Origin of the sequence: Chromohalobacter sarecensis (assembly GCF_023061135.1) — a bacterium.
GTDB classification, from domain to species: domain Bacteria; phylum Pseudomonadota; class Gammaproteobacteria; order Pseudomonadales; family Halomonadaceae; genus Chromohalobacter; species Chromohalobacter sarecensis.
Genome location: NZ_JAKGAN010000009.1, coordinates 109,855 through 132,093, shown reverse-complemented (window position 1 = coordinate 132,093; position 22,239 = coordinate 109,855). Strand labels below are relative to the sequence as shown.

The following is a 22,239-nucleotide window of genomic DNA, read 5'->3' as shown; positions in this document are numbered from 1 at the left end:
AGAGTACATAGGAGACTCAGTGAATACTGAAAGAGCAGAAAAAATACTGGCACTTCAGCTTGACTGGGTTAGAACAGCTGATTCGAAGGTGCCACCATTATTCGCGATAAACGTTGCCATGCTAGGTTTTTTGGCGGCATTAATTAAAGTGCTTCCAGCATGGACCATCCCTGCAGCTGTTGCATGCAGCATTTCGGCTATTCCGATATTGCTTAGCTTGGGTTTTCTGGCGCTTGCCATGTTCCCTCGTTTAGATGGGCCTAAAGAGTCAAATGCATTTTTCGGGGGGATTTCGAAACAATCAGAAACGAAATTCAAAGAAAATTTCTTTAAGGCTAGCGACTCAGAAATTCAAGATGACTTACTTGGACAAGCGTACCGAAATGCAGAGATAGCAGGGAGAAAGTACGCGAACGTTAAGCTTGCTTTTATATTCACATTTTTCAGCGTATTGCCTTGGATTTTTGCAATCTATTTTCTTTACGTATAGCCAGGAACCGGAAATGTCTTTAAAGGATGATCTCGACGCACAAGTTAAAAAGATATTTAAAGAGCAGTGGTCAGAGAGGGATGGGAAAGTTGTTCCTGAGCCAAGTGATCTCAAGCTTAGTAATGATGCTGTAAAGCTAGATGGTGTTGTCCTATATGCAGACATGTCTGAATCCACAAAGCTAGTGGACTCAAAGAAGGCTTTATTTGCCGCAGAGGTTTACAAATCGTTCCTTCACTGCGCCGCGAAAATAATACGTTCAGAAGGTGGCGACATTACCGCCTATGACGGTGATAGAATCATGGCTGTATATACAGGCGACTCAAAAAATACATCTGCCGCTAGAGCCGCTCTCAAAATCAATTATGCAAGGATTCATATAATTAATCCCGCGCTCAAGTTGCAATATCCTGAAGCTGCGTACGAGGTCAAACACACTGTAGCAGTTGATAGCTCCAAGCTTTTTGTTGCTCGCACGGGAATACGAGGATCAAACGATTTGGTATGGGTTGGGAGAGCGGCTAACCATGCTGCAAAGATGGGTAGCTTATCCAATGCCTACCCATCAAGAATAAGTTCAGATGTGTACGATATGCTGCATGAATCAATCAAATTCTCCAAAGGGAAGCCGATGTGGGAACAAGTAACGTGGACCGACATGAAACGCACAATATACAGATCTACTTGGTGGTGGGGAATCTCTTAACAAGTCAATTAACTTAGCGCCTTTGGCGCCGGACGCAGCAAAGCAGCGCCAGTTATTGAAGCGTTATGTCTATGGAATCATATGAGAAAGTTTAGCGAAGAAGAGCAAGTAATTATTCGTCGGCTAGTCAAAGGCAACGGATACTCAAGAAATATTGTCAATCTGATTGATGATCGTGGCCTAGACGGTGTCCGGTTCTCAATGGATCGTACGACGTTATCTGCCGAGTTGCTCTTTGAGGCGATAGGCAAAGAGCCATCGGATGACGAGGTAAGGCGGATGGGCGATCGTCAAGATAGCATTGCGAAGATGATCTTGAGCTACGTAGCACTATTTCGTTACTTGGAGAAGTATGATCTAGTAATTACATACAAACCAGCCGACTCCAGTGAAAACGTAATAGAATTCGGTAAAGGTGCGGAAGATCTTCCTGCGCATCACTGGAAATTAAATGACAAGAGTCTCGCCGGTTTAGTTTCTGAGTACTATGACAAAGAGATCATTCCAACCCATCCATTGAAACACCTCGTTGAAAATAGCTTTATCCCGGACGATGAGAAAAGATTCAAGTCCCAGATGCGAGCGACATGGACTGCTATCTGGACTTCGATAACTATTGGTATTCTGAGCCTTTCAGTTGGTGGTACTTTGATTTATCTAAATGTGTCAGATAAGACATAACAATGCGCGTCACACGGATGGCCTTGTCTTCGCTTCGCTACGCCAAGGCCACCGGTGCGCTTTGCGTTATGGCTTTCAGTATTAGAGCTCGCTCAGGATTCCAAATAATCTAAATATTGATAAAATCGAATAGAGATATCTAGGATTCTTATGGAAGAAATAGCAAATTTTGCATGTGATAATTCTAATTTTATTTATACGATGTCCTCGACAATTATTGGCGGTATAATAGGTTTCTTTTCCGCGTGGTACGTGAGCAAAGTATCTGCTACAAATCTGGCAAAATAAAAATTTAGAGCATCAATAGCTCCTGAAGTTTTAAGGCTTAAAAGAGACTTTCCTGATAAGTCTTTTGGCGACGCTACTGATATGAATTATCCATTAAGAACGGAACTAAAAAATAAGGTTGAAAAATATTCTCAGGTAATTGAAGAATATAGGCCCTACGTACCTCGCGGCTGTTCCAAAAAGTTCAACCAAAAGGTAGATACACTATTTTCCAATATAAATATGGGTATCGGCGACATCTCACATTTGGAAGCGCTACTCGAGTGCGCAAAGCCATAACCAGTCGCTGTAGTGCGCGGTGGACTTCCCCCGGTTTAGTGGACACGCATCGATAACTCCCACGTAGGAGAAACCCGATGCCCGCAATAATCACGGGGAAGAAGACGCAACGTTACAGCACTGAGTTCAAGGTGAAGGCGGTCGAGTGGAGCCACCAGGCTCACCGAAGCGTCCAAGGGGTCGCGGAAGCGCTGGATATTCACCCGTTCATGCTGTCACGCTGGCGAAAGGAGTACCGAGAGGGAAAATTTGCCATGAAACGGGTTAAGAAAGCGCCTGCCGAGGCCAAGGAAAAGATCAGGGAGCAGGATGAAGTCACCCGCCTCAAACGCCGGGTTGCGGAGCTTGAGGAGGAAAACGACGTCCTAAAAAGTTTCAACGTTTTCAGGCCGAGGAACGACGGAAGCGTTCCGGTTCGTCTGGAAACACCGGCAACGATACAGTGTAAAGTCGCTTTGCCAGCACCTCAGCATTTCACGCTCCGGCTACTACGCCTGGGTCAACCGAAAGCCAAGCAAACGAATGTCCGAGCGAGCTATGCTGCTGTCCCAGATCCGCAAGATCTACGATAACAGCGAGGGACGATACGGCAGTCCGCGAGTTTATCAGGCGTTGCGCCGTGAGGGCGTCACGGTGGGTAAAAACCGGGTCGCGAAGGTGATGCAGCAATGGGGAATGAGGGCGCGCGTTACCCGCGTCTACCGGCGCTTGGCGAGGCGCCGTCATGAGCTGAAAGCGCTGCCCAATCACCGTTTGAAGGCTCCCGCACCGGACGCTGTGGATCAGCAGTGGAGCAGCGACGTCACCTACCTCAAGCTGGGTTCGAAATACGTCTTCCTGGCGGTGGTGCTGGATCTGTTCTCGCGTCGAGTGCTGAGCTGGCGATTGGGTGAGAGCCTGAATGCAGATTTCTCCAGAGCGACCCTGCGAGAGGCTTTCGAAGCGCGGCGTCCCGCCGCTGGTTTATTGCTTCACACGGATCGAGGTATCGAATACCGGGCCCAAAAGACGCAACGATTGCTGAAACAGCATAGGGTACGTCACAGCATGAACCGCCCTGGCCAATGCACGGACAACGCCGAGGTTGAGTCCTTTTTCAAGACGTCGAAGGGAGAATTGCTGTACGGCACCAGTTTCGTGACGATGCGGCAATTACGGAAAAATATAAATCGCTATATTGAAGGCTTTTATAACACCCAACGGCTCCACAGCAGCCTTGGTTACAGGACGCCGCTGGCATTTGAGGATTTGCACTGATGGCACTTATCTACTTTTTGGGAAACATCCACCAATCAAGGCGCCACCGTGCGCTTTAGTCTCTCCGGAGGGCAACTAAACTTTCACGTCACACTCGAAAAACAGATCATTATTTAAATCAGGAGGAAACATTATGAACACACAAATAAAAAATGCTCTACTCAATGGACGATTGGTTTTATTCCTTGGAGCCGGAGCGTCCAAGTCATCAATGTCCCGGAATAAAGATAGATTGCTTGATGGTGAAGAACTTGCTAAGAAAATCGCCTCAACAGCCGGATGGGAATACAATAAAGAGCCTCTAAATACGGTATACGCCGCTGCAAGGTCCACGGTTCCTCAGCAGGTGGATAATCTATTTAAGGAGGTTTATTGTAACTGCCTTCCATCTAAAGAGTATCTCAGCCTAGCTAACTTCCCGTGGGCACGCATATACACTACTAATATTGACGACTCCTTAGAGCGTGCTTTTTTTGAAAATTCTCCCCAGAAAGTATCGGTTAGAAATCGAAACGATAGCGTTGACACCCAAGATGCTGTATATAGCAGGTTAGACTTGGTTAAGTTAAATGGATCAGCCAATAGTGCTGATAGCGGATTTATATTCTCCCCCCAAGAGTATGGGAGGTCTGCATCGCAAATGCCCCAGTGGTATAAGGAGCTGGGCGCTGATTTCTTTCAATACACTTTCTTATTTATTGGAACAAAATTGAATGAGCCTTTGTTCTACCACCAGATCGAGCATTATCGGTCTATCGTAAAAACAGGTGCTCCACGTAGCTATGTAATCACACCATCAGCATCCGAAATAGAGATTGCGAGCCTCCGAAGCTTAAACTTAGATCACTTTTCCGCAGGCCTGGACGATTTTGTAAGCTGGCTAGAGCAAGAACTCACTCCACAGCCTACTCCTTTGGATATAGCGTTTGCGGCCAACCCATCTTTGCGAGAATTATTCAAACTACATTCTTCTAAAGACAAAGAAGATTACGCAAAGCTCTTACAGGGGGTTGTACCAGTATCGCGTAGCAACTTAGAAAGGAGTATCCCCACAGTTGACAGCGGCACTATACGGGATTTTTATAGAGGATTTAAGCCGTCTTGGCGCGATATCCTTGACGATGTACCTGCACAGCTAGATGCGCTTTCGGAGTTTTATGATGTTGTAATCAAGAACTCTAGGCCTGGACTCTTTGTTTCATTATATGGCCCAGCCGGAAGCGGAAAGTCAACTATTATTAAAGCAGCTGGAATCAAACTATCAGAAGATAAAGAAAATAATGTATATTTTATTGATCAGGCCCAAGAAAGATTTCGCGACATCTTAACTGCACTTGAAGACGCTAACGAAAGCCAGTACTACTTAATAATTGATCGCTTGGATACATTCCGTGACGACCTAAAAGAGGCCTTTTCTAGCGGGGTGATTAAAAAAGGGATAATCATAGGTTGCGAAGGTCAGAATATTTGGCAAAGTCGTGTAAAACCAAATATAAACGAATACTGTTCAGGAGAATTTCTGCTTTCTGAAATAAACCCTTCGGATGCGGATAAGATATTAAATAAAATTGAACTTTATGGCCCTTGGACAAGATTATCTAAAATCAACAAGAAGCAGCGTAAAGTTGAGATTCTAGAAAAATCTAAGCGGCAGCTCTTAATCGGATTATTGGAAGCCACATCCGGGGTCGGGTTTGAACAGCTTATAGCAAAGGACTATGAAACTTTACCTAATTCACGCAAAGGCTTGGTAGTTCTTGTTAGCCTGTGCACAATCCATCGACAGGTTGCCAACAACTCTTTAATAAGTCGAGCCCTAACTGAAATAGGGATATCTGAAGCTCCAGCTTTGGTTAGTAAGGATTTATCCGGCATCATCTCCAATCAGGGTGGAGGATTCATTGCGCGGCATCCAGTGTATGCACGGCAAATTATTGCTGGTGTGGTTGACATGGAACTACTTGAGTCGTGTATAAAAGCCTTGCTTTCATCTTTCACAGTTTATCCTCACCCTGTAGTAAAAAACTTAGACAAGTCTCAGGCAGTAATATTCAAGTCAATAATTAATCATCGATTCTTGGGTGATGTCTTAAGAGACAATGAAGAAAGGGTGCTTGGTGTATATAAAAATTATGAAAAGCACTTTGAAAACGACGGCTTGTTCTGGCTCCAGTATGGTCTAGCAATGCGTGACTTCGGGCGTCAAAATGAAGCCTATGATCGACTCCAGACTGCTTACACAGCCTACCCTCATGACCATACTTCTCATGCTCTTGCGCAGCAAGAGCTGATCATTGCATCTATTGATGAAACGCCTAAAGCCAAATCAAATGAATTATTATCAAAAGCTATCGAAAAACTTGAACATCTAGAAAAGACCATTAAGAGCAATGACACATACCCACTCGTGACCTTAGCGGAAGGACATACTAAGGTTGCCATAAAAACCGAAGGAAACTCAATGGCTCGTATGATTGCAAAAAAATACTGTGAGCAATTGGAGAGGAGAATTCGATTGACCCCTGATAAAAGGCTTACTGAAGCATATGGGCGTCTTTTGAAACATGCTTCGACAGGGGTTTGGAATTCTGACAGCGAAATATAACATATACAGAAAGATCGATAGCTTATTTCTTTACTTTTGTCGTGAGAAATAAACTACACCTTCTGCAAGCGTTAACAACTCAATTCTAACGGATGTGACTCACATCATCCGCAAGCCAATCCTTGATCAGGGGGTGGAAGGGCATGCCCCACTTTGACCCTATCTAGCAGCGCTTTAGACAAGCCACGCGATGCTAGGCATCGCGGCGGCGCTTCGCTATGCTGCAAGACGTGAAACTCAGGGCTGCTCACGAGGCGGCTCCATAACAACACACTGCAAATTCCGTAGAGAGCTTTCCATGAAAAAATTGCTGACCATCACCCTTCTCGGTAGCGCCCTGCTGGCGGGCAGCGCCGTCGCTCAGGACACCTTGCGTATCGGCGTCGACGTGCCTTACGAGCCGATGGAATACCGTACTGCCGACGGTGAACTCACCGGCTTCGATATCGAGCTCGGCAACGCTATCTGCGAAGAGATCGACAGGAAGTGCGAGTGGGTCGTGCAGGCGTGGGACGGTATCATTCCGGGCCTGATGGCGCGTAAGTACGACGCGATCATGTCCTCGATGACCATCAACGAAGCCCGCAAGGAGACTGTGCTCTTCTCCGATCCCTACATCACACCGCCCTCCGCGTGGTTCACGCCGGAAGATAGCAGCATCGACTTCCCCGCCAAGGAGACGCTCGAAGACAAGACCATCGGGGTGCAGCGCGGGACCTTGCAGGACAATTACGTCACCGACATGTTTGGCGATGATGCCGAAATCAGCCGTTACTCCACCGCCGACGATCTCGTCCTCGACATGGATGCCGGTCGCGTCGACATCGCCTTCCTGGACTTCCCGATAGGCAAATCCACCCTGCTGGATAGCGATGAAGGCGATTATAAAGTCGTCGGCGAGATGATCACCGAGCCTAAGAAGTACTTCGGTGATGGCTTCGGCGTGGCCTTCCGCAAGCGCGATCAGGAACTGGCGGACCAGTTCAACGAAGCGCTGGCGACCCTGAAGGACAACGGCACCTACAAGGAACTCTACAACAAGTATTTCGTTGAAGAAGCCAAGTAAGGCGGCGTTTTACAAATTAACGCCAGACGCCATGGGGGCGGCCTTCGGGCCGCCCCTTTGCGTTACGGCAAACGCTCAAGACGTACCTTTCACGGGCCGGGCGAAACGCGCGATGAAACGCGCCATCGCCGGCCCCAACAGCACCACCGTGAAAAGCCGCAACGTCTGCAACGCCACCACTAGCCCCACATCGGCATGCGTGTCGATGGCGATGATGGTCATCGAGTCGAGCCCGCCAGGGCTGGTCGCCAGGTAGGCGGTAATGAAGTCTGTATCCATGAGCCCCACCATCAACAGCGCCGAGAGCGCGCATAGGGCGATCAGCACCAGCGAGGCCAAGACCATCTTGCCTAGCGAGCGAGCCACGGTCGCCAGCGCGTCGCGGTCGAAGCGCAGCCCCACATAGACACCAATGAAGCCGTAAGCCAGCATCAGCAAGGGCGCGGGCATCGACAGCGTCGCCCAGCCACCGAGATGCAGCACGGTGCCGATGAGCATCGGCCCCAGCAAGGCGCCTGCAGGCAGGCGGCGATCACACAGCCAAACCCCACCGACGACGACCGCCAAGGTAATCGCCAGATCGAGCGCTCCGGCCAGGTCGCCCGGCAAGCCGCTTCCGCTGCGCGATGGCGCACCGCTCACCCCCAGCCAATGGCTCACCAGAGCGCCGACGAGCACCACGCACACTACCCGCACGTATTGCATCGCCGCCACGATACGCGGGTCGGTATCCTCGCGCTCCTCAGCCATCGCTACCATCGCCGCCGCCGCGCCCGGCGTAGTGCCCCAGGCTGCGGTGCTGCCAGGAAGCCCGCCGTAACGCACCAGAACGATCCCCACCAGCAGACTGAGCAGCAAAGTAATGGCCGTGGCCAGCAGCATCACCAGCCAGCCATCGAGGATCGTGAACAGCACGCTCATCGTCATGGCGTGCGCGATCAACACGCCGACCGTGCCCTGACCGAGCTTGAAGCAACGCCTCGGCAGACGCAGGCCGCTGCCGCCGATACCGAAGGCGATGCCCACCAGCATCGGGCCGATGAAACCGCCCGCCGGCATATGCCAATAGTTGAGCACGCCACTCGCCACGCAGCACGCCACGAACAAGCCCAGCCACAGCCCGGCACGACGCATGCGGGGAGATGACGGTCGAGAAGGCGCAGGGGACGGATAAGGGGCCAAGGGGAGACTCCACAAAAGAGACGCATTATAGCAGGCTAAGTAATATCGACGAGAGCACCGCCCGCGCATATCACTACCGAATCCGGCGAGTCCGGTTCCGCCAAAGCGTTACACTGGTAGCGTTACTTCTTCGAGGAGCCTCGCCATGCTCGATCCCGACCGCTGCCGCGTGGCCCGTCTGTCGCGGGATGCTCGCTTCGATGGGCGCTTCTTCGTCGGCGTGACCACGACCGGGATCTACTGCCGGCCGATCTGCCCCGCCCGGCCGCCGCGTGACGACAATGTGCGCTATTTCCCCAGCGCTGTAAGTGCCGCCCAGGCGGGCTTTCGTCCTTGCCTGCGCTGCCGCCCGGATAGCGCCCCGGACTCGCCCGCCTGGCATGGCAACCACACCACGCTACGCCGCGCCTTGCGGCTGATCGATGAAGGTGCCTTGAGCCAAGCCTCCCTGGGCGCGCTTTGCGAGCGCCTCGGCATCGGCGAGCGCTACCTGCGCCTGCTGTTCCAGCAGCATCTGGGCGTCTCACCCAAGGCCTACGCCCTGCATCGCCAGTGCCTGTTCGCCAAGCAGTTGCTGCACCAGAGCGCGCTGCCAGTGGCCGATATCGCCTACGCCAGCGGCTTCACCAGCCTACGGCGCTTCAATGATGCGTTCCGCCGCCAGGTGGGGCACGCGCCGCGTGAGTTGCGACGTACGCCTGGGCCACCAAGCCAAGACCTCACACTGACGCTGGCCTATCGCCCGCCTTACGCCTGGGAATGGCTGCGCGACTTCCTCGCCGAGCGCCGCATCGACACGCTGGAATGGGAGGACGAGCGTCACTACGGACGTTACATTCAGTGGGGAGCGGCACGTGGCCATTTCACCGCCAAGCACCTGCCCGAGCGGTCTTGTTTTCGCGTCACGCTGACGCTCGATGACCTCGGAGCGCTCTCGCCGGTGGTGCGCAATATCCGCCGCGTGCTCGACCTGGACGCCGACACGACGCTCATCGAGGCCCAGCTTCAGAAGATGCTTCCGGAGGCGTTTCCCCTCGTCGAAGGGCTGCGCCTTCCCGGCCTTTGGAGCCCTTTTGAGGCCGGCGTACGCGCGGTACTCGGCCAGCAGGTATCGGTCTCGGCGGCGCAAAGACATACGACCCGCCTGGTCGAAGCGCTCGGCGAACCCACCGCCGAGGGCGGGCACCATTTCCCCACAGCCGCGCGCATCGCCGCCAGCGACCTGACGTTTCTGCGCATGCCCCAGGCACGCCGTGACTGTCTGCGTGGCCTGGCGCAAGCCGAATGCGAGCAGCGTCTCGAGGATGACCCTCGCTGCTGGACCACGCTAAAGGGCATCGGCCCCTGGAGTGCCGATTACGCCGCCCTGCGCGGCACCAGTCATCCCGATATCTGGCTGGGCGGCGACCTGGGCGTCAAGCGAGCCCTGGCGGCGCTGGACACACTCGAGCCGGATCTTGCCGCGCCGTGGCGCAGTTATCTCACCCTACAACTCTGGAGTCGCTGATATGGCAACGCCCGCCTACGCTATCGATTATGTCACGCCCGAACCGACCTCGCCGCTGGGCACGCTACGCATCCTCGCCAGCGAGCATGGAATTCGCGAGATCGCCTTCGTCGACAGCACCGAGATCCCGGCGGCGCCCTCGCCCCTCACCGAGACCTGCCGCGAGCAGCTAAGCGCCTACTTCAAGGGAGAACTGCGCGACTTCGACGTGCCGCTCGACCCTCAAGGTACGCCCTTTCAGCAACGCGTATGGGCGGCATTGGCTCGCATTCCTTTCGGGGAGACGCGCAGCTACGCGGAGATCGCCCGGGACATCGACAACCTCAAGGCAATGCGCGCGGTCGGCGCCGCCAACGGGCGCAATCCGTTGCCCATCGTCGTGCCTTGTCACCGCGTGATCGGGCGTGATGGTACACTCACCGGGTACGCTGGCGGGCTCGAGCGCAAGGCCTGGTTGCTCGAGCTCGAGCGCACGTACATTCCAACGCGTTAAGCGTATCAATCAGCCGAGGTGAGCCATGACGCAAGATGTTGAACAGGCGCGGCAAGTGCTGGATTTCTGGTTCGTTGAAGCGGGCCCCAAGCAGTGGTTCAACAAGGACGCAGCATTCGATCAGGCGCTCGCCGAGCGTTTCGGGGCCCTGTACGATGCGGCGTGTCGCTGCGAGCTTTACGCCTGGCGGCAAAGTAGCCGCGGCGCCTTGGCGGAGATACTGCTGCTGGATCAGTTCTCGCGCAATATCTACCGCGATCAGCCCCTGGCCTTCGCTCAGGACCCGCTAGCGCTGAGCCTCGCCCAGCATCTGGTCGCGCGAGGCGGCGATCAAACACTACCGCCCGAACAGCGCGCGTTTGTGTATATGCCGTATATGCACAGCGAATCGCCCGTGATCCACCAGGAGGCTCTGCGGCTTTTCGATCAGCCGGGGCTGGAGCGCAACCTGGACTTCGAGCAGCGCCATTGGGCGATTATCGAGCGATTCGGCCGTTATCCGCATCGCAACGCGGTACTTGGTCGGGAATCGACGCCGGAAGAACGCGATTTTTTACGCCAGCCCGGCTCGTCTTTTTAGATTGAGTAAGCTGTACTTGCGATCAGGCGCCGCGAACAACGGGATAACGCCCTGCCAGCGGGGCTGTCAGCGTGCCGAGCAGGCGCCAGCTTAGATAGAGAAAGCCCAGCGGGAACAGGATCGTCTGGACGATGAACACCGCCGCCAAGGCGACCACGTTCTCGGTCATGCTATCCAGACGTGTCAGCAGATCGCGGACCGGATGGCCCACGGCGCTTTCCCATTTATCCTTGAGCTGCTGCCACACGCCGTCATCTTCTTCACGCATGCCGGCCTGCGTCTCGGCGACGTCCTGAAACACTGCGCGGTCCTGATCCAGCGCCGTGTAAAGCCCCTCGCGTTGATCGCCGATCAAGGTATCGCCCATCCAGGTACTGGCCAGCGCCGCGATGAGCACCGCGAAACGCAGAAACGCCATCAGCAGGAATGCTCGCCGGGCCCATTCACGCCAAACGCCACGGCCCCAGACGAGCGACACCGCCAGCAACAGGCAACTCAACGAGAAAAGCGCCTTGATGACCGCGTGGCCGGCCATCTGGATCAAGACCTTCTGCATGGCCAGCGAGGCCGTGGAGGCAAACATGATCCACGAGAAACGCTCGACGAGATCGTTGGCGGGGTCCAACGCCTGGCCGAACTGCACTTGGAAGACCATGGCGTCGGCGGTGACGCTCTGCATGACCGAAATCGCCGCGTTGAGCGCCTTGGCCAGGGCAAAGCTCTTGAATGCTGTGGCCAGGGCCTCATCCAGCGTGGCCATCGCCATGTCGTGCGTGACGCCGAGCCACGACACCAGCGCCAAGATCAGTAACGCCGCCACCGCCCAGCGGCAATGGGGCATGCGAGAAGACAGCGACATGACGAAAGCTCCCGGGACAATGCCCAGACCCTAACCGCTCGGCGGCCGGAGCGCCATCAGATCAGCAGTTGGTAGCTCAACGCCGATACCAGCAAGGTGGCGGAGCCCATCGCGGAGACGATGAGGGCATGGCGCAGGGTATCCGGTTTCACGATGCGCATGGGGGCAACCTCGCGTGGCTGTGACTGGTGCCTCCTTGATAAGCAATTGCGCTGGCGCGCTCAATACGCCTTTGGATTAAGACGCCACGCCATGCCGCTCGACAGCCCGCAATGCGCTCTCACGCTACCGATACCAGACACCAAGATGATATCGTCTACGCCTTCATCCGTATCCATTCACGAGGTCATCATGTCCAGCAAGATCTATTGCACCGCCCAGTTCAAGCCCAAGCCCGGCAAGGAAGAGAGCGTCTTTCAGGCACTTCAGGCGCTCGAGCCCAACGCGCACCGCGAAGACGCCTGCATCCAGTACACCGTGACCCGGAAGATCGACAACCCGTTCGCCGATGGCACCAGCTATCCCATCGTCTTTCACGAGATCTGGGCCGACCGTGCCTCCTTCGAAGCGCATTGCCAGCGCCGCGAAGTGCAGGCCTTCTTCGCCGACTACGTCGAAGCCGAGGACGGCGATGTCGAAGACGCCAACGTCTGCGTGTATACCGATGAGCCGGCCAATTTCGACGCCCCCAAGCTGTAACGCGCCGCACCGTCGGATGATCGTCCCCGCCATTGCTTTCATACATCGCGAGGTGGCATGAAAAGCCGCTGGGACGATCTTGAGGCGTTGCTCGCCGTGGTCGACGCCGGTGGCTTCACCGCCGCCGCCGAGCGCCTGAGCACCAGCACCGCGCGGCTTTCGCGGGCCGTCTCGCGCCTGGAGAAGCGGCTCGAGACGACCCTCGTGCACCGCACCACGCGACGCCTGGATATCACCGAAGAAGGCGAGGCATTCATCGCCCAGGCCCGCCAGGCGCTGGGTACCCTGGAAACCGCCGAGGAAGCGCTCACGGTGCGCCGTCGCGAGCCCGCCGGGCGCCTGCGCGTCGACGCCGCCACGCCGTTTCTGCTGCATCAGATCGTCCCCCACCTCGCCGAATTCCATACCGCCTACCCCAAGATGCGCCTGGAATTGACCACCCACGAGACCAACATCGATCTGATCGAGCAACGCACCGACGTCGCCATTCGTATCGGCCGCCTGGAAGACTCCACCTTGCATGCCCGTCCGCTCGGCCATAGCCGGAGACGCCTGGTGGCGAGCCCCGCTTACCTGGCACGCTACGGCACGCCACGCCATGTCGAGGATCTGGCGCATCACGTGCTACTGGGCTTCACGCATCTGACCCAGCTCAACCGCTGGCCCATCGGCGACGGCCGTACCATCCAGCCCTCTCTCGCCTCGAGCAGCGGCGAAGCATTGCTACAAATGGCCGAAGCCGACGTGGGCATCGCCTGTCTGGCGGATTTCCTGACGCGCGGCGCTCGCCAGGCAGGACGCCTGACGGTGGTACTCGACGCCGCCACCCACGAGCGCCACGAACCCATTCAAGCGGTCTACTACCGCAATACGGCGCTCCACGGCCGCATCAATGCCTTTTTGGATTTCTTCGTCGACCGCCTGACACTCTGATTCCATCACGCCGCACCATGCACGCAGCTATCTTTGCGATTAACGCAAGAATGTTTTGCAATTAGGCGCCTTTATCGCAAGGCCGCGACTCGGCAGACTGCCCCACCTTTTGCATTCACATGCCTATCAACAAGTGGGAACGACACCATGAAGATTCTGCTGATCAACGGCGCCAAAGCCTTCGCGCATTCCGGTGGCCGCTACAATGACACCCTGCACGACGTGGCACGCGGCGAACTCGCCGAAATGGGCCACGAGATCCGCGAGACCCGTGTCGACGACGGCTACGATACTAACGCCGAAGTCGAAAAATTCCTGTGGGCCGATGTCATCGTCTATCAGATGCCGGGCTGGTGGATGGGCACGCCATGGACCGTCAAGCGCTATATCGACGAGGTCTTCACCGCCGGCCACGGATCGCTCTACGCCAGTGACGGCCGCTCACGCAAGGACCCCAGCCTTCAGTACGGCAGCGGCGGCTTGCTCCAGGGGCGGCGCTACATGCTCTCGCTGACCTGGAACGCGCCCGCAGAAGCCTTCGATGAAGCCGGCAACTTTTTCGAGGGGCATGGCGTCGACGGCGTCTACTTCCCGTTTCACAAGTCGCAGGAATTCATTGGCCTGGACGCCATGCCGACCTACATCGCCAACGACGTCATCAAGGCGCCCGACATCGAAGGCCATATCGACGCCTATCGCGCCCATCTGCGCGAACACTTTGCCAACGCCTGAACGTTAAGCCTGAATCAGCACGCCGGGCCGGCGCTTCACCGCGTCGGCCCGCACTTCTCTTGCCTACCTCGTTCTTCTGCGCTTTCACCTTTCGGCCCACGGCAAGCATTTCAACGAGATGCTAAGATAGCGCGCCCGTTCGAGAGGAAGGCTTTGTCCATGTCCGCGCGTTCCGCTTCTCCAACCGCTCCCCTGCCCGCTGCGCTATGGCTCGTCGCCTTCGCGCTGGCGGCCGTCAATCTGCGCGCGCCGATCGTGGTGGTGGGGCCGGTACTCGAATCGATCATGCAGACACTGGCCATCGGCGCCGGCGTCGCCAGTTTGTTCACCACCGGCATGATCCTGTGCTTCGGCGTGCTCTCGCCGCTGGCGCCCGGCGTCGCCGCACGCCTGGGGCTGGATCGCGCCATCGCTCTGGCACTCGGCGCCATCGCGCTCGGTGGGCTGCTGCGTGGCATCGAGAGCCTGCCGGTGATGCTCGTCGGGACATTCTTCGCCGGCCTGGGCATCGCCTTCGGCAACGTCTTCATGCCCAGCCTGGTCAAGCGCGACCGCCCCGAGCGCATCGGCCAAACCATGGGACTCTACACCGTGGTGATGGGGATCGGTGCAACGCTCGGCGCGGGGACCGCCGTGCCGTTGATGAACCTCAGCGGTGCCTGGTCGGTGCCCATCCTGATGTGGGCGGGCGTGGGCGTGGCCACCACAGCGCTGTGGATCTGGATGGCCTGGCGGCGGCCCAAGGCAAGCGACGACGGCCAATCGACCAATCTCACGCGGCTATTCAAGAGCCGCACCGCCTGGACGTTGACGCTGTTCATGGGCATGCAATCGCTGGGCTTCTACACCCTGCAGACCTGGGTGCCCGCCGTGGCCTCGGCCGCAGGTGTGCCCAGCGCCGCTGCGGGGAACATGCTGTCGATCATCAACCTGACCACCATTCCCGCGAGTTACGTGATCGCGCGTCTCGCCGCACGCCTCAATCACCATAGCCTGCTGGTGCTGGGGCTTTGCCTGTTGATCGCGCTGGGGCTGGTAGGGTTGTGGCTGGCACCCACGGCGTCACCCACGCTATGGGCGATCCTGCTCGGCGCCGGCCAGGGCGGCTGTTTCAGCTTCGCCCTGACCATGATCGTGATGCGCACCCGGCGTGCCAACCACGCCGCCATGCTCTCCGGCATGGCCCAGAGCCTCGGCTACCTCATGGCCGCCGGCGGCCCACTGGTATTCGGCGCCCTGCACGGCGTCACCGGCGACTGGCGACTCTCGCTGTGGCTGCTGATGGCCCTGCTCAGCGTGCAAACCATCGCCGGAGTGATGATCGGCCGACCCAAGCTCGTCACGGTGCGCGAAGGTTGAGCCGCTAGGCTTGTGACTAATCCGCGTCTATTGCAGCCTATACTTGCTCTTCAAGAAGAAAGGCATCGATTATACGGGACCCGGTAGTTAGCCCTTGGGAGGCGCCATGTTACTTGAGGACCTACATCATCAGAAGGCAGCCATCGATAACATGGCCCGTCAGTACGGAGCTCGCCGTATTCGGGTATTCGGATCGGTCGCCCGCAAGCAGGAAAAACCGGAAAGTGATGTCGACTTTCTCGTCGACTTTCCGCCGGGACACGATCTGTTCACCCAGCGCCTGCCTTTGGCGGAACGCTTGGCGGCCTTGGTCGGGCGCCGGGTCGATCTTGTACCCGAGCATGAACTGAACCGTCATTTCCGCCAGCAGATACTGAACGAGGCAGTAGAACTATGAACAAGCCTTGGCAATCCTATGCTCAGCATATCCTCGATAACATTGCCAAGCTGCGGCGTATCCAATCACGCGACGATATGGCATCGGAATTTCTGGACGATTCTACCCATTAAAGGCTTCATTTCACTACCGCTCTTGAGGAATGCCCTTGGACTGGAATATCGCCTACACCTGGCTGGCCATTGCCCTGCTATTGGGCCTTGCGGAACTCACCTCAGGCGCGTTGGTGCTGCTCGCTCTGGCCGTCGCCGCTGCGCTGACGGCGCTCCTGGCCTGGCTCGGTGTCAGCCTTGCCTGGCAACTACTGGGGTTCGGCGTCCTCGCCGGGCTGCTTTTGCCAATAACCATCAAAGTGATTCGCCCCTGGTTCTCGCCCCGCGGTGTCGCCTACGGAACGACCGGCACGGGCGTCGAGAAAGGCAATGAATATCGTACGCTCAAGCGCGATTTCGATGGCGCGACCGGCATCAAGATCAACGGCGATTTTTATCGATTGAAAGTCGCCGATACCCACACGACTGAACTGCCTTTAGACAGCCGGGTCGTTTTCCAACGCTTCGATGGCACCACCGCCATCGTCACGCCAGCATCGCCACAGGAGCAATAAATATGGATTCATTTCTGACCCCGGGATTGATCCTCAGTCTGATCGTCGTTGCGATCGGCATTGTGATCATCGTCAAGGGACTGGTGATCGTTCGACAGTCCGAGGTGATGGTGATCGAGCGACTTGGCTCGTTCAACCGGCTGCTGGAGAGCGGCATCAACATTATCATCCCGTTCATCGAGCAACCTCGCGCCATCAGCATGATCCGTTATCGCAAGCAGGGCGAGGAGTACTACCCGATCGCCACCGACGAGACCCGTATCGACCGCCGCGAGACGGTGATGGATTTTCCCGGCCAGCCGGTGGTGACGACCGATAACGTCACGGTGACCATCAACGGCGCCCTTTACTACCAGATCATCGATCCCAAGCGCGCCGTCTACGAAGTCGCCAACATGAGTCAAGCCGTCGAGGTCCTGGCCAAGACCACGCTGCGCTCGGTGGTGGGCAAGATGGAACTCGACAAGCTGTTCGAGTCCCGCGCCGAGGTCAACAACGCGATCCAATCTGCCATGGAGGAGCCCGCGTCCAAGTGGGGCGTCAAGATCTCCCGCGTCGAGGTGCAGGACATCGCCATGCCCGAGGAAGTCGAGGGTGCCATGCGTCTGCAGATGGCGGCCGAGCGTAAACGCCGCGCAACGGTAACCGAAGCCGAAGGCGAGAAATCCGCCGCCATCGCCATGGCCCAGGGGCAGCGTGAGTCATCGATTCTCAACGCCGAAGGCGACAAGCAATCTGCCATTCTGCGTGCCGAGGGCGAACAGGAGTCGATCAAGCTGGTCCTTAACGCCATCGGCGACAGTGAGGACGACAAGCGTACCGTGGTGGGCTACCTGCTCGGCCAGAGCTATATCAAGGTGCTGCCGAACATGGCCAAAGATGGCGAGCGCGTGTTCGTGCCTTACGAGTCTTCCGCGCTGCTGGGCAGCATGGGCATGTTCCGGGAGATGGCCGGCTCACCGGAAGATGTCGTGAGCCAGCACGTCAAGAATCGCCAGGATGGCACCGACCTGCGTAGCGGAATGGTCGGCGGCGCCGGCAGCAGTAGCTGACTCAGACCGTGGAGGCGTCCAGCCGCCGGCTCATGATCGTCACAGACTCGCCACGATAGGTCAGTGCCTCACGATCCTCCCATCCCAGCCGGCGATACAGCGCCTGCTGATCGGGCGTGTAGAGATGGAAGTGGCGGATGCCGTGGACCAGCGCTTCCGCCTCGACCCGCCGCACCAGACGCGAAGCGATACCGTAACCGCGCCATTCGGACGGCACGAATACCGAGGCCAGCCAAGGCGTCAGTTCGCGGCGAATGCTCATGTCGTCGGCCACCAGGCTCGCCGTGCCCACCGGCGATGCCTCGTGTATAGCCACGAATACCGAGGGCACGCCGCCTTCACCGCACTGCGCGAGAAATTCCCGACGATACTCTCCGGGCGAAGTATCGGGATGCAGGTGCCCCCAGGCGTCATGGGCCCAGCCCGCCACGGTCTTGGCGTGGGGCGAGTCGGCCTGCAGCCTGACGATAGCGATACTCTCGATCACGCGCATGTTCCTGATCATTGTCAGCGAGACTCAGCCCTACTTGGCGTCGCCTCAAGCCTCTAGCTGAAACGGATAAACGTTACCGATGCCCAGTAGCTGCGTCAGCTCGTCCAGGGCGGTCAAGTTGGGAGAAGGTTGACGCTCGCGGCTCATTCATAATGGATAGCGGCAGGCATACCCGCGTTCGCCCTCGCCGGTCCAACCAGGAACGATGTCAGCACAGTCGGGGCGTGCATGGGGGCATCGACCGTGAAACTCACAGCCAGCCGGTCGCCAAAAAGGGCTTGGCATCTCGCCCGATAGTTCGGTACGCCCATGTCGCTCATCCGGATTGGGGGAGGGGTTGGCGGAAAGCAGTGCTTCGGTATAGGGATGGCGGGGATGCCGAAAAATGGCGTCCGTCAGCCCCTGTTCCACGAAGCGCCCAAGATACATGACAGCCACCTCATCGGTAACGTGGCGAACCAGATTAAGGTTGTGGGTGATGACCAGGATGGCAACGCCGGTACGAGACTGAATCTCGTTGAGTAGATTGAGAATTTCGCCCTGAACCGACATATCCAGTCCCGCAGTCGGCTCATCGGCAATCAGTAACTTCGGATCCAGCGCCAATGCGCGAGCCACCCCGACCCGGCGTGCCTGTCCTCCCGAAAGCTGATGCGGGTAACGACTCCCGAGGTCGGTCGATAACCCCACCATGGACAACAAGCGATCCGCGTCATCAGACGAACGTTTATGTCCTTGAATCTTCAGTGGCTCAGTGACCAGGCTGGCGATGCTTAGACGTGGTGAGAGCGAACCGACCGGGTCCTGCCACATCATCGAAATTTCCCGCCGTAACCGCTGCCATTCGGACTGGCTGGCAGAGCCGATTTCGCGCCCCCCATAGCGAATACTGCCACTGGCGGGCTGCAACCCAATCAGACTCTTTGCCACGGTAGACTTGCCGGAGCCGCTCTCGCCGACGAGCCCAAGCGTTCGTCCGGCCTCCAGCGCAAAGGAGACGTCGGCAACTGCGGGGAACGTCGCCTCCTCGCGTCGCAGAGCCGCCTTCACGCGACCCAGCCGGCGATAACGCACCTCGAGATGATCGACTTCGAGCAGACTCATGGCGTCATCTCTCCTTGCTCGATCAGATGGCAGCGCGCCATCTGGGTGCGCTCCCCGAGATGAAAGCCGGGGTGCTCGCGACGACAGCGTTCGAAGACCTGCGGACAGCGGTCCTGAAAAATGCAGCCCGTGGGCACCTGGCGCAGATCCGGCAAGCCGCCGGGAATCGTGGGCAGAATACGCGTCGCCTCGCGAATGCTTCCAGGGTCGCACTCGAGCAGTGCCTGGGTATACGGATGCGCGGGCTGGCGAAAGATTTCATCGACGCTACCCTGCTCGACCACCTCTCCGGCATACATCACCGCCACGTCATCACAAAGCTCCGCCACCGTTCCCAGATGGTGGGAAACGAAAATCACCGAGCAGCCGAATTTCTGCTGCAGCTCACGCAACAGGTGAATGATCTGCACTTCCAGCGTCGCGTCCAACGCGGTCGTCGGCTCATCGGCAATCAACAGGTCAGGCCGAGTCAGCAGCGCCATGGCGATACATACTCGCTGACGCATCCCACCGGAGAGCTCGTGAGGATAACTGTCCAGTCGCGCTTCAGGGTCCGGAATGCGAACCTGGGCGAGAAAGTCCACGGCGAACTTACGTTTCTCGGCGCGGGTGATTCGTTCACGATACTGGATATCCATCATCTGCTGGCCGATGGTGCGCACCGGATTGAGCGAGGTCATGGGATCCTGGAAGATCATCGCGATTCGCTTGCCACGCAGCTCCCGCCAGCGTGCTGCAGAAAGATGCGCCAGGTCGTCGTCGCCCAGCCGAATCACGCCGTGCGTGATCCGCGCATTCCCCGCTAACAGGCCAATCAAGCTGTAGGCCAAGGAGGATTTACCGCATCCCGACTCTCCGACCAACCCCAGAATTCGCCCCGCTGCCACCTCGAGCGAGATATGGCGCAGCGCATGAATCGGACCGCGTGCGGTGGAAAAATCCACCGAAAGCTCCTCGATAAGCATTAGCGGCACGTGGTCATCACCACGCATAGCGTTGGACGAGTGCATCAGCTTCTGCTCGGACATCAGTTGGCCTTTTGCAGTCTGGGATCGAAGATATCGCGCAGCGCTTCACCCAAGAAGGTGAAACCCAGCGTGACCAGCACGATCGGAACCGAACCCGCGATCACCGGCCAAGGGGAATTACGGATGAAGTTGTAACCGTCGTTGAGGATTACTCCCCAGGATGATGTGGGCGGGCGTACGCCCATCCCGAGAAAGCTCAGTCCCGCTTCGGTGGCGATCACCAGCGGTACGTCCATACTGGCCAGGATCAACAATGGACCCAACACGTTGGGCAGAACATGGACGAACAGGATTCGCGGAAGCCCAGCGCCCATTGCTCTCTCAGCCATGACGAACTCGGCGTTTCGAAGCGACTGCGCCTGAGTCCGAATGATCCTGGCGTAAATAGGTACCGAAGTGATGGCGACTACCAGAATCACGGTGAACAAACTGGGGCCCACGAGCGTTACCACCGCTAGGCCGAACACGATGGTGGGGAACGAGCGCAGGGCATCGAAGAGAAGCAGCAGCAGATTGTCGAGCCACCGGGGACCAAGGCCGGCGACCAGTCCCAAGACCAACCCCAGGCTTAACGCAGCACCGAGCGAGGCTCCGGCCACCAACATTGCGACTCGGCCTCCGGCTAGCACACGACTGAAGAGATCTCGACCGAGATTATCGGTCCCCAGCCAGTGATCCGACGACGGTGGCGCCATTCGAGGCCCGGTCATGATGGCCGCAGGGTCGTATTGTGAAATCCAAGGCGCGAAGATCGCGGCGGCCAGAATCAGCACGACCAACACGAATCCGATAGTACCCGTGCGATTCCCCGCCAGTCCCCGCAAAATGCGTGAAATCACGGTCGGTTCCGGTAGCGACACGGTGGCCTGAGCCTGACTCATGATCGAGATCCTCATCTTATAAGGCCTCACGCTGGCGGGGGTCGAGAAGCGCTACAGTCAGGTCTGACAGTAGCGTGGCCAGTACGATGATCGCCGTGGTGACCAGTACGGCCCCGAGTATGATCGGATAGTTGCGCTCGTTGACCGAGGAAACTATCAGTGCTCCGATCCCAGGACGGGCGAAGATCACTTCGACGAACACGGCAGCGGAAAAAAGATGGGCAACCCCAGTGCCCAGCAACGTTACCGCCGGCTGCACCGCAATTCGAAGTATATAGGCCCGTACAATGCGCGCTTCGGTCAAACCGAAAGAGCGAGCCATACGCACGTGCGGTGCCCCCATGACCTCGAGCATCGAGGCGCGCACCATCCGCGCGATATAGCCCACCCACGAGATACCGATGGCGAATGCCGGCAATATCAGGTGCATGGCTGAGTCGAAAAAGCCCTCACCCGCGCCAATCGCTGGCAGCCAGCCCAGCGATACGGCGAAGATGAGCACGGCATAGAGCGCCATGACGAAGGCGGGGATCGAGATCGTTCCCACCGACAGGATGCCTGAAAGCGTGTCCAGCCAGGTGCCCGCTCGCAATGCCGAATAACACCCGAGCACGATACCCAAGACCGAAGACCACAAGATCGATACTGCGATCAGCACCAGTGTGTAGGGCAGTTGCTCGAAAACGATATCGCTGACGGCGCGTCCGGTGAAGACATCGGTGCCTAAATCCCCATGCAGTATGCGCCCAAAGAACTTCACGATTTGCACCGGCAACGGCTGATCTAGCCCCATCGCTACCCGTGTCTGCTCGATCAATTCGGGAGTGGCACGCGGTCCCAGGATCATCGTCGCAGGGTCGCCCGGCACCACGTGTAGCATTAGGGTCAGCAATGAAATTGCCACGATGACGATCAATACAGAAAGCAGAAATCGCTGCGTCGCGTAATAGATCATGGCAAT

General features: G+C 57.2%; 23 protein-coding genes and 1 pseudogene. 17 read left to right on the top strand and 7 right to left on the bottom strand.

Features of this window, described 5'->3' with window-relative positions; translation table 11 throughout:
* From L1071_RS13980 to L1071_RS13950, 7 genes and pseudogenes are all read left to right on the top strand, one after another.
* The coding region (locus L1071_RS13980; protein ID WP_246975973.1) for a Pycsar system effector family protein at nt 1-490 on the top strand (490 nt) is incomplete at its 5' end.
* A gap of 13 nt (nt 491-503) precedes the next feature.
* A complete protein-coding gene (locus tag L1071_RS13975; protein WP_246975969.1) occupies nt 504-1,196 on the top strand; it encodes a hypothetical protein in 693 nt (230 codons plus the stop codon).
* 81 nt (nt 1,197-1,277) lie between these two features.
* Nucleotides 1,278-1,877 (top strand): hypothetical protein, encoded by a 600-nt coding sequence (locus tag L1071_RS13970; protein ID WP_246975966.1) that lies wholly within the window; start codon nt 1,278-1,280, stop codon nt 1,875-1,877.
* 644 nt (nt 1,878-2,521) lie between these two features.
* Nucleotides 2,522-3,016, top strand: a complete 495-nt coding sequence (locus tag L1071_RS13965; protein WP_246975963.1) for a transposase — start codon at nt 2,522-2,524, stop codon at nt 3,014-3,016.
* Nucleotides 2,901-3,701 (top strand): annotated as a pseudogene (locus L1071_RS13960) (IS3 family transposase); the annotation flags it as partial. The gene L1071_RS13965 and the pseudogene L1071_RS13960, both read left to right, overlap by 116 nt.
* A 133-nt stretch (nt 3,702-3,834) precedes the next feature.
* On the top strand, nt 3,835-6,306 hold the full coding sequence (locus L1071_RS13955) for a P-loop NTPase (protein WP_246975960.1): 2,472 nt from the start codon (nt 3,835-3,837) through the stop codon (nt 6,304-6,306).
* Between the two features lie 298 nt (nt 6,307-6,604).
* Entirely contained in the window at nt 6,605-7,372 is a 768-nt protein-coding gene (locus L1071_RS13950; protein WP_246975957.1) for a transporter substrate-binding domain-containing protein, read from the top strand.
* A 75-nt stretch (nt 7,373-7,447) separates the two neighbouring features.
* On the opposite strand, the gene L1071_RS13945 is transcribed toward L1071_RS13950, so the two are convergent.
* Complete coding sequence (locus L1071_RS13945) at nt 7,448-8,554, bottom strand: AbrB family transcriptional regulator (RefSeq protein ID WP_246975954.1); 1,107 nt, start codon at nt 8,552-8,554, stop codon at nt 7,448-7,450.
* A 145-nt stretch (nt 8,555-8,699) separates the two neighbouring features.
* Here L1071_RS13945 and L1071_RS13940 point away from each other — a divergent pair, with 145 nt between their 5' ends.
* From L1071_RS13940 to L1071_RS13930, 3 genes are read left to right on the top strand one after another with little or no spacing between them, the layout of a single operon-like run.
* Entirely contained in the window at nt 8,700-10,061 is a 1,362-nt protein-coding gene (locus tag L1071_RS13940) for an AlkA N-terminal domain-containing protein (protein ID WP_246975951.1), read from the top strand.
* A gap of 1 nt (nt 10,062) precedes the next feature.
* Entirely contained in the window at nt 10,063-10,554 is a 492-nt protein-coding gene (locus tag L1071_RS13935; RefSeq protein WP_281504613.1) for a methylated-DNA--[protein]-cysteine S-methyltransferase, read from the top strand.
* A gap of 25 nt (nt 10,555-10,579) precedes the next feature.
* Nucleotides 10,580-11,134, top strand: coding sequence for a DUF924 family protein (locus tag L1071_RS13930; RefSeq protein WP_246975949.1), 555 nt, complete (start codon nt 10,580-10,582; stop codon nt 11,132-11,134).
* Between the two features lie 22 nt (nt 11,135-11,156).
* On the opposite strand, the gene L1071_RS13925 is transcribed toward L1071_RS13930, so the two are convergent.
* Nucleotides 11,157-11,993 (bottom strand): hypothetical protein, encoded by an 837-nt coding sequence (locus tag L1071_RS13925; protein WP_246975946.1) that lies wholly within the window; start codon nt 11,991-11,993, stop codon nt 11,157-11,159.
* Between the two features lie 351 nt (nt 11,994-12,344).
* Between L1071_RS13925 and L1071_RS13920 the strand changes: the two genes are divergently transcribed.
* The 7 genes from L1071_RS13920 (at nt 12,345) to L1071_RS13890 (ending at nt 17,772) form a co-directional block, all read left to right on the top strand.
* The gene (locus L1071_RS13920) at nt 12,345-12,692 is read left to right on the top strand and encodes a putative quinol monooxygenase (RefSeq protein ID WP_246900011.1); all 348 of its coding nucleotides are present in this window, start codon (nt 12,345-12,347) and stop codon (nt 12,690-12,692) included.
* A gap of 57 nt (nt 12,693-12,749) precedes the next feature.
* A complete protein-coding gene (locus L1071_RS13915; protein ID WP_246975943.1) occupies nt 12,750-13,625 on the top strand; it encodes a LysR family transcriptional regulator in 876 nt (291 codons plus the stop codon).
* A gap of 147 nt (nt 13,626-13,772) precedes the next feature.
* Nucleotides 13,773-14,357 carry an NAD(P)H-dependent oxidoreductase gene (locus L1071_RS13910; RefSeq protein ID WP_246975940.1) on the top strand — a complete coding sequence of 195 codons (585 nt, stop codon included), beginning with the start codon at nt 13,773-13,775 and terminating at the stop codon, nt 14,355-14,357.
* A 159-nt stretch (nt 14,358-14,516) separates the two neighbouring features.
* Nucleotides 14,517-15,716 carry a CynX/NimT family MFS transporter gene (locus tag L1071_RS13905; RefSeq protein WP_246975937.1) on the top strand — a complete coding sequence of 400 codons (1,200 nt, stop codon included), beginning with the start codon at nt 14,517-14,519 and terminating at the stop codon, nt 15,714-15,716.
* A 106-nt stretch (nt 15,717-15,822) separates the two neighbouring features.
* Nucleotides 15,823-16,113 (top strand): nucleotidyltransferase family protein, encoded by a 291-nt coding sequence (locus tag L1071_RS13900; RefSeq protein ID WP_246975934.1) that lies wholly within the window; start codon nt 15,823-15,825, stop codon nt 16,111-16,113.
* A 148-nt stretch (nt 16,114-16,261) separates the two neighbouring features.
* Nucleotides 16,262-16,720: an NfeD family protein gene (locus tag L1071_RS13895; RefSeq protein WP_246975931.1), complete on the top strand. Its 459-nt coding sequence runs from the start codon at nt 16,262-16,264 to the stop codon at nt 16,718-16,720.
* A 2-nt stretch (nt 16,721-16,722) separates the two neighbouring features.
* A complete protein-coding gene (locus L1071_RS13890; RefSeq protein WP_246900020.1) occupies nt 16,723-17,772 on the top strand; it encodes an SPFH domain-containing protein in 1,050 nt (349 codons plus the stop codon).
* 1 nt (nt 17,773) lies between these two features.
* Here L1071_RS13890 and L1071_RS13885 read toward each other — a convergent pair whose 3' ends face one another.
* The 5 genes from L1071_RS13885 to L1071_RS13865 all read right to left on the bottom strand — a co-directional run bounded on the left by L1071_RS13885 (nt 17,774) and on the right by L1071_RS13865 (nt 22,233).
* Complete coding sequence (locus L1071_RS13885) at nt 17,774-18,259, bottom strand: GNAT family N-acetyltransferase (protein WP_246975928.1); 486 nt, start codon at nt 18,257-18,259, stop codon at nt 17,774-17,776.
* 153 nt (nt 18,260-18,412) lie between these two features.
* Entirely contained in the window at nt 18,413-19,369 is a 957-nt protein-coding gene (locus L1071_RS13880; protein WP_246975925.1) for an oligopeptide/dipeptide ABC transporter ATP-binding protein, read from the bottom strand.
* The gene (locus tag L1071_RS13875) at nt 19,366-20,397 is read right to left on the bottom strand and encodes an ABC transporter ATP-binding protein (RefSeq protein WP_246975921.1); all 1,032 of its coding nucleotides are present in this window, start codon (nt 20,395-20,397) and stop codon (nt 19,366-19,368) included. Before L1071_RS13875 ends, L1071_RS13880 begins: the two co-directional genes overlap by 4 nt.
* Nucleotides 20,397-21,278: an ABC transporter permease gene (locus tag L1071_RS13870; RefSeq protein ID WP_246975919.1), complete on the bottom strand. Its 882-nt coding sequence runs from the start codon at nt 21,276-21,278 to the stop codon at nt 20,397-20,399. The genes L1071_RS13875 and L1071_RS13870 overlap by 1 nt, the downstream gene beginning before the upstream one ends.
* Nucleotides 21,279-21,294: 16 nt before the next feature.
* Nucleotides 21,295-22,233 carry an ABC transporter permease gene (locus L1071_RS13865; protein ID WP_246975916.1) on the bottom strand — a complete coding sequence of 313 codons (939 nt, stop codon included), beginning with the start codon at nt 22,231-22,233 and terminating at the stop codon, nt 21,295-21,297.
* Nucleotides 22,234-22,239: the final 6 nt, after the last annotated feature.

Coding starts and splice junctions, on each gene's coding strand:
- L1071_RS13975 (WP_246975969.1), top strand. CDS start 504: ATGTCTTTAAAGGATGATCTCGACGCACAAGTTAAAAAGATATTTAAA.
- L1071_RS13970 (WP_246975966.1), top strand. CDS start 1,278: ATGAGAAAGTTTAGCGAAGAAGAGCAAGTAATTATTCGTCGGCTAGTC.
- L1071_RS13965 (WP_246975963.1), top strand. CDS start 2,522: ATGCCCGCAATAATCACGGGGAAGAAGACGCAACGTTACAGCACTGAG.
- L1071_RS13955 (WP_246975960.1), top strand. CDS start 3,835: ATGAACACACAAATAAAAAATGCTCTACTCAATGGACGATTGGTTTTA.
- L1071_RS13950 (WP_246975957.1), top strand. CDS start 6,605: ATGAAAAAATTGCTGACCATCACCCTTCTCGGTAGCGCCCTGCTGGCG.
- L1071_RS13940 (WP_246975951.1), top strand. CDS start 8,700: ATGCTCGATCCCGACCGCTGCCGCGTGGCCCGTCTGTCGCGGGATGCT.
- L1071_RS13935 (WP_281504613.1), top strand. CDS start 10,063: ATGGCAACGCCCGCCTACGCTATCGATTATGTCACGCCCGAACCGACC.
- L1071_RS13930 (WP_246975949.1), top strand. CDS start 10,580: ATGACGCAAGATGTTGAACAGGCGCGGCAAGTGCTGGATTTCTGGTTC.
- L1071_RS13925 (WP_246975946.1), bottom strand. CDS start 11,993: ATGTCGCTGTCTTCTCGCATGCCCCATTGCCGCTGGGCGGTGGCGGCG.
- L1071_RS13920 (WP_246900011.1), top strand. CDS start 12,345: ATGTCCAGCAAGATCTATTGCACCGCCCAGTTCAAGCCCAAGCCCGGC.
- L1071_RS13915 (WP_246975943.1), top strand. CDS start 12,750: ATGAAAAGCCGCTGGGACGATCTTGAGGCGTTGCTCGCCGTGGTCGAC.
- L1071_RS13910 (WP_246975940.1), top strand. CDS start 13,773: ATGAAGATTCTGCTGATCAACGGCGCCAAAGCCTTCGCGCATTCCGGT.
- L1071_RS13905 (WP_246975937.1), top strand. CDS start 14,517: ATGTCCGCGCGTTCCGCTTCTCCAACCGCTCCCCTGCCCGCTGCGCTA.
- L1071_RS13900 (WP_246975934.1), top strand. CDS start 15,823: ATGTTACTTGAGGACCTACATCATCAGAAGGCAGCCATCGATAACATG.
- L1071_RS13890 (WP_246900020.1), top strand. CDS start 16,723: ATGGATTCATTTCTGACCCCGGGATTGATCCTCAGTCTGATCGTCGTT.
- L1071_RS13880 (WP_246975925.1), bottom strand. CDS start 19,369: ATGAGTCTGCTCGAAGTCGATCATCTCGAGGTGCGTTATCGCCGGCTG.
- L1071_RS13875 (WP_246975921.1), bottom strand. CDS start 20,397: ATGTCCGAGCAGAAGCTGATGCACTCGTCCAACGCTATGCGTGGTGAT.
- L1071_RS13870 (WP_246975919.1), bottom strand. CDS start 21,278: ATGAGTCAGGCTCAGGCCACCGTGTCGCTACCGGAACCGACCGTGATT.
- L1071_RS13865 (WP_246975916.1), bottom strand. CDS start 22,233: ATGATCTATTACGCGACGCAGCGATTTCTGCTTTCTGTATTGATCGTC.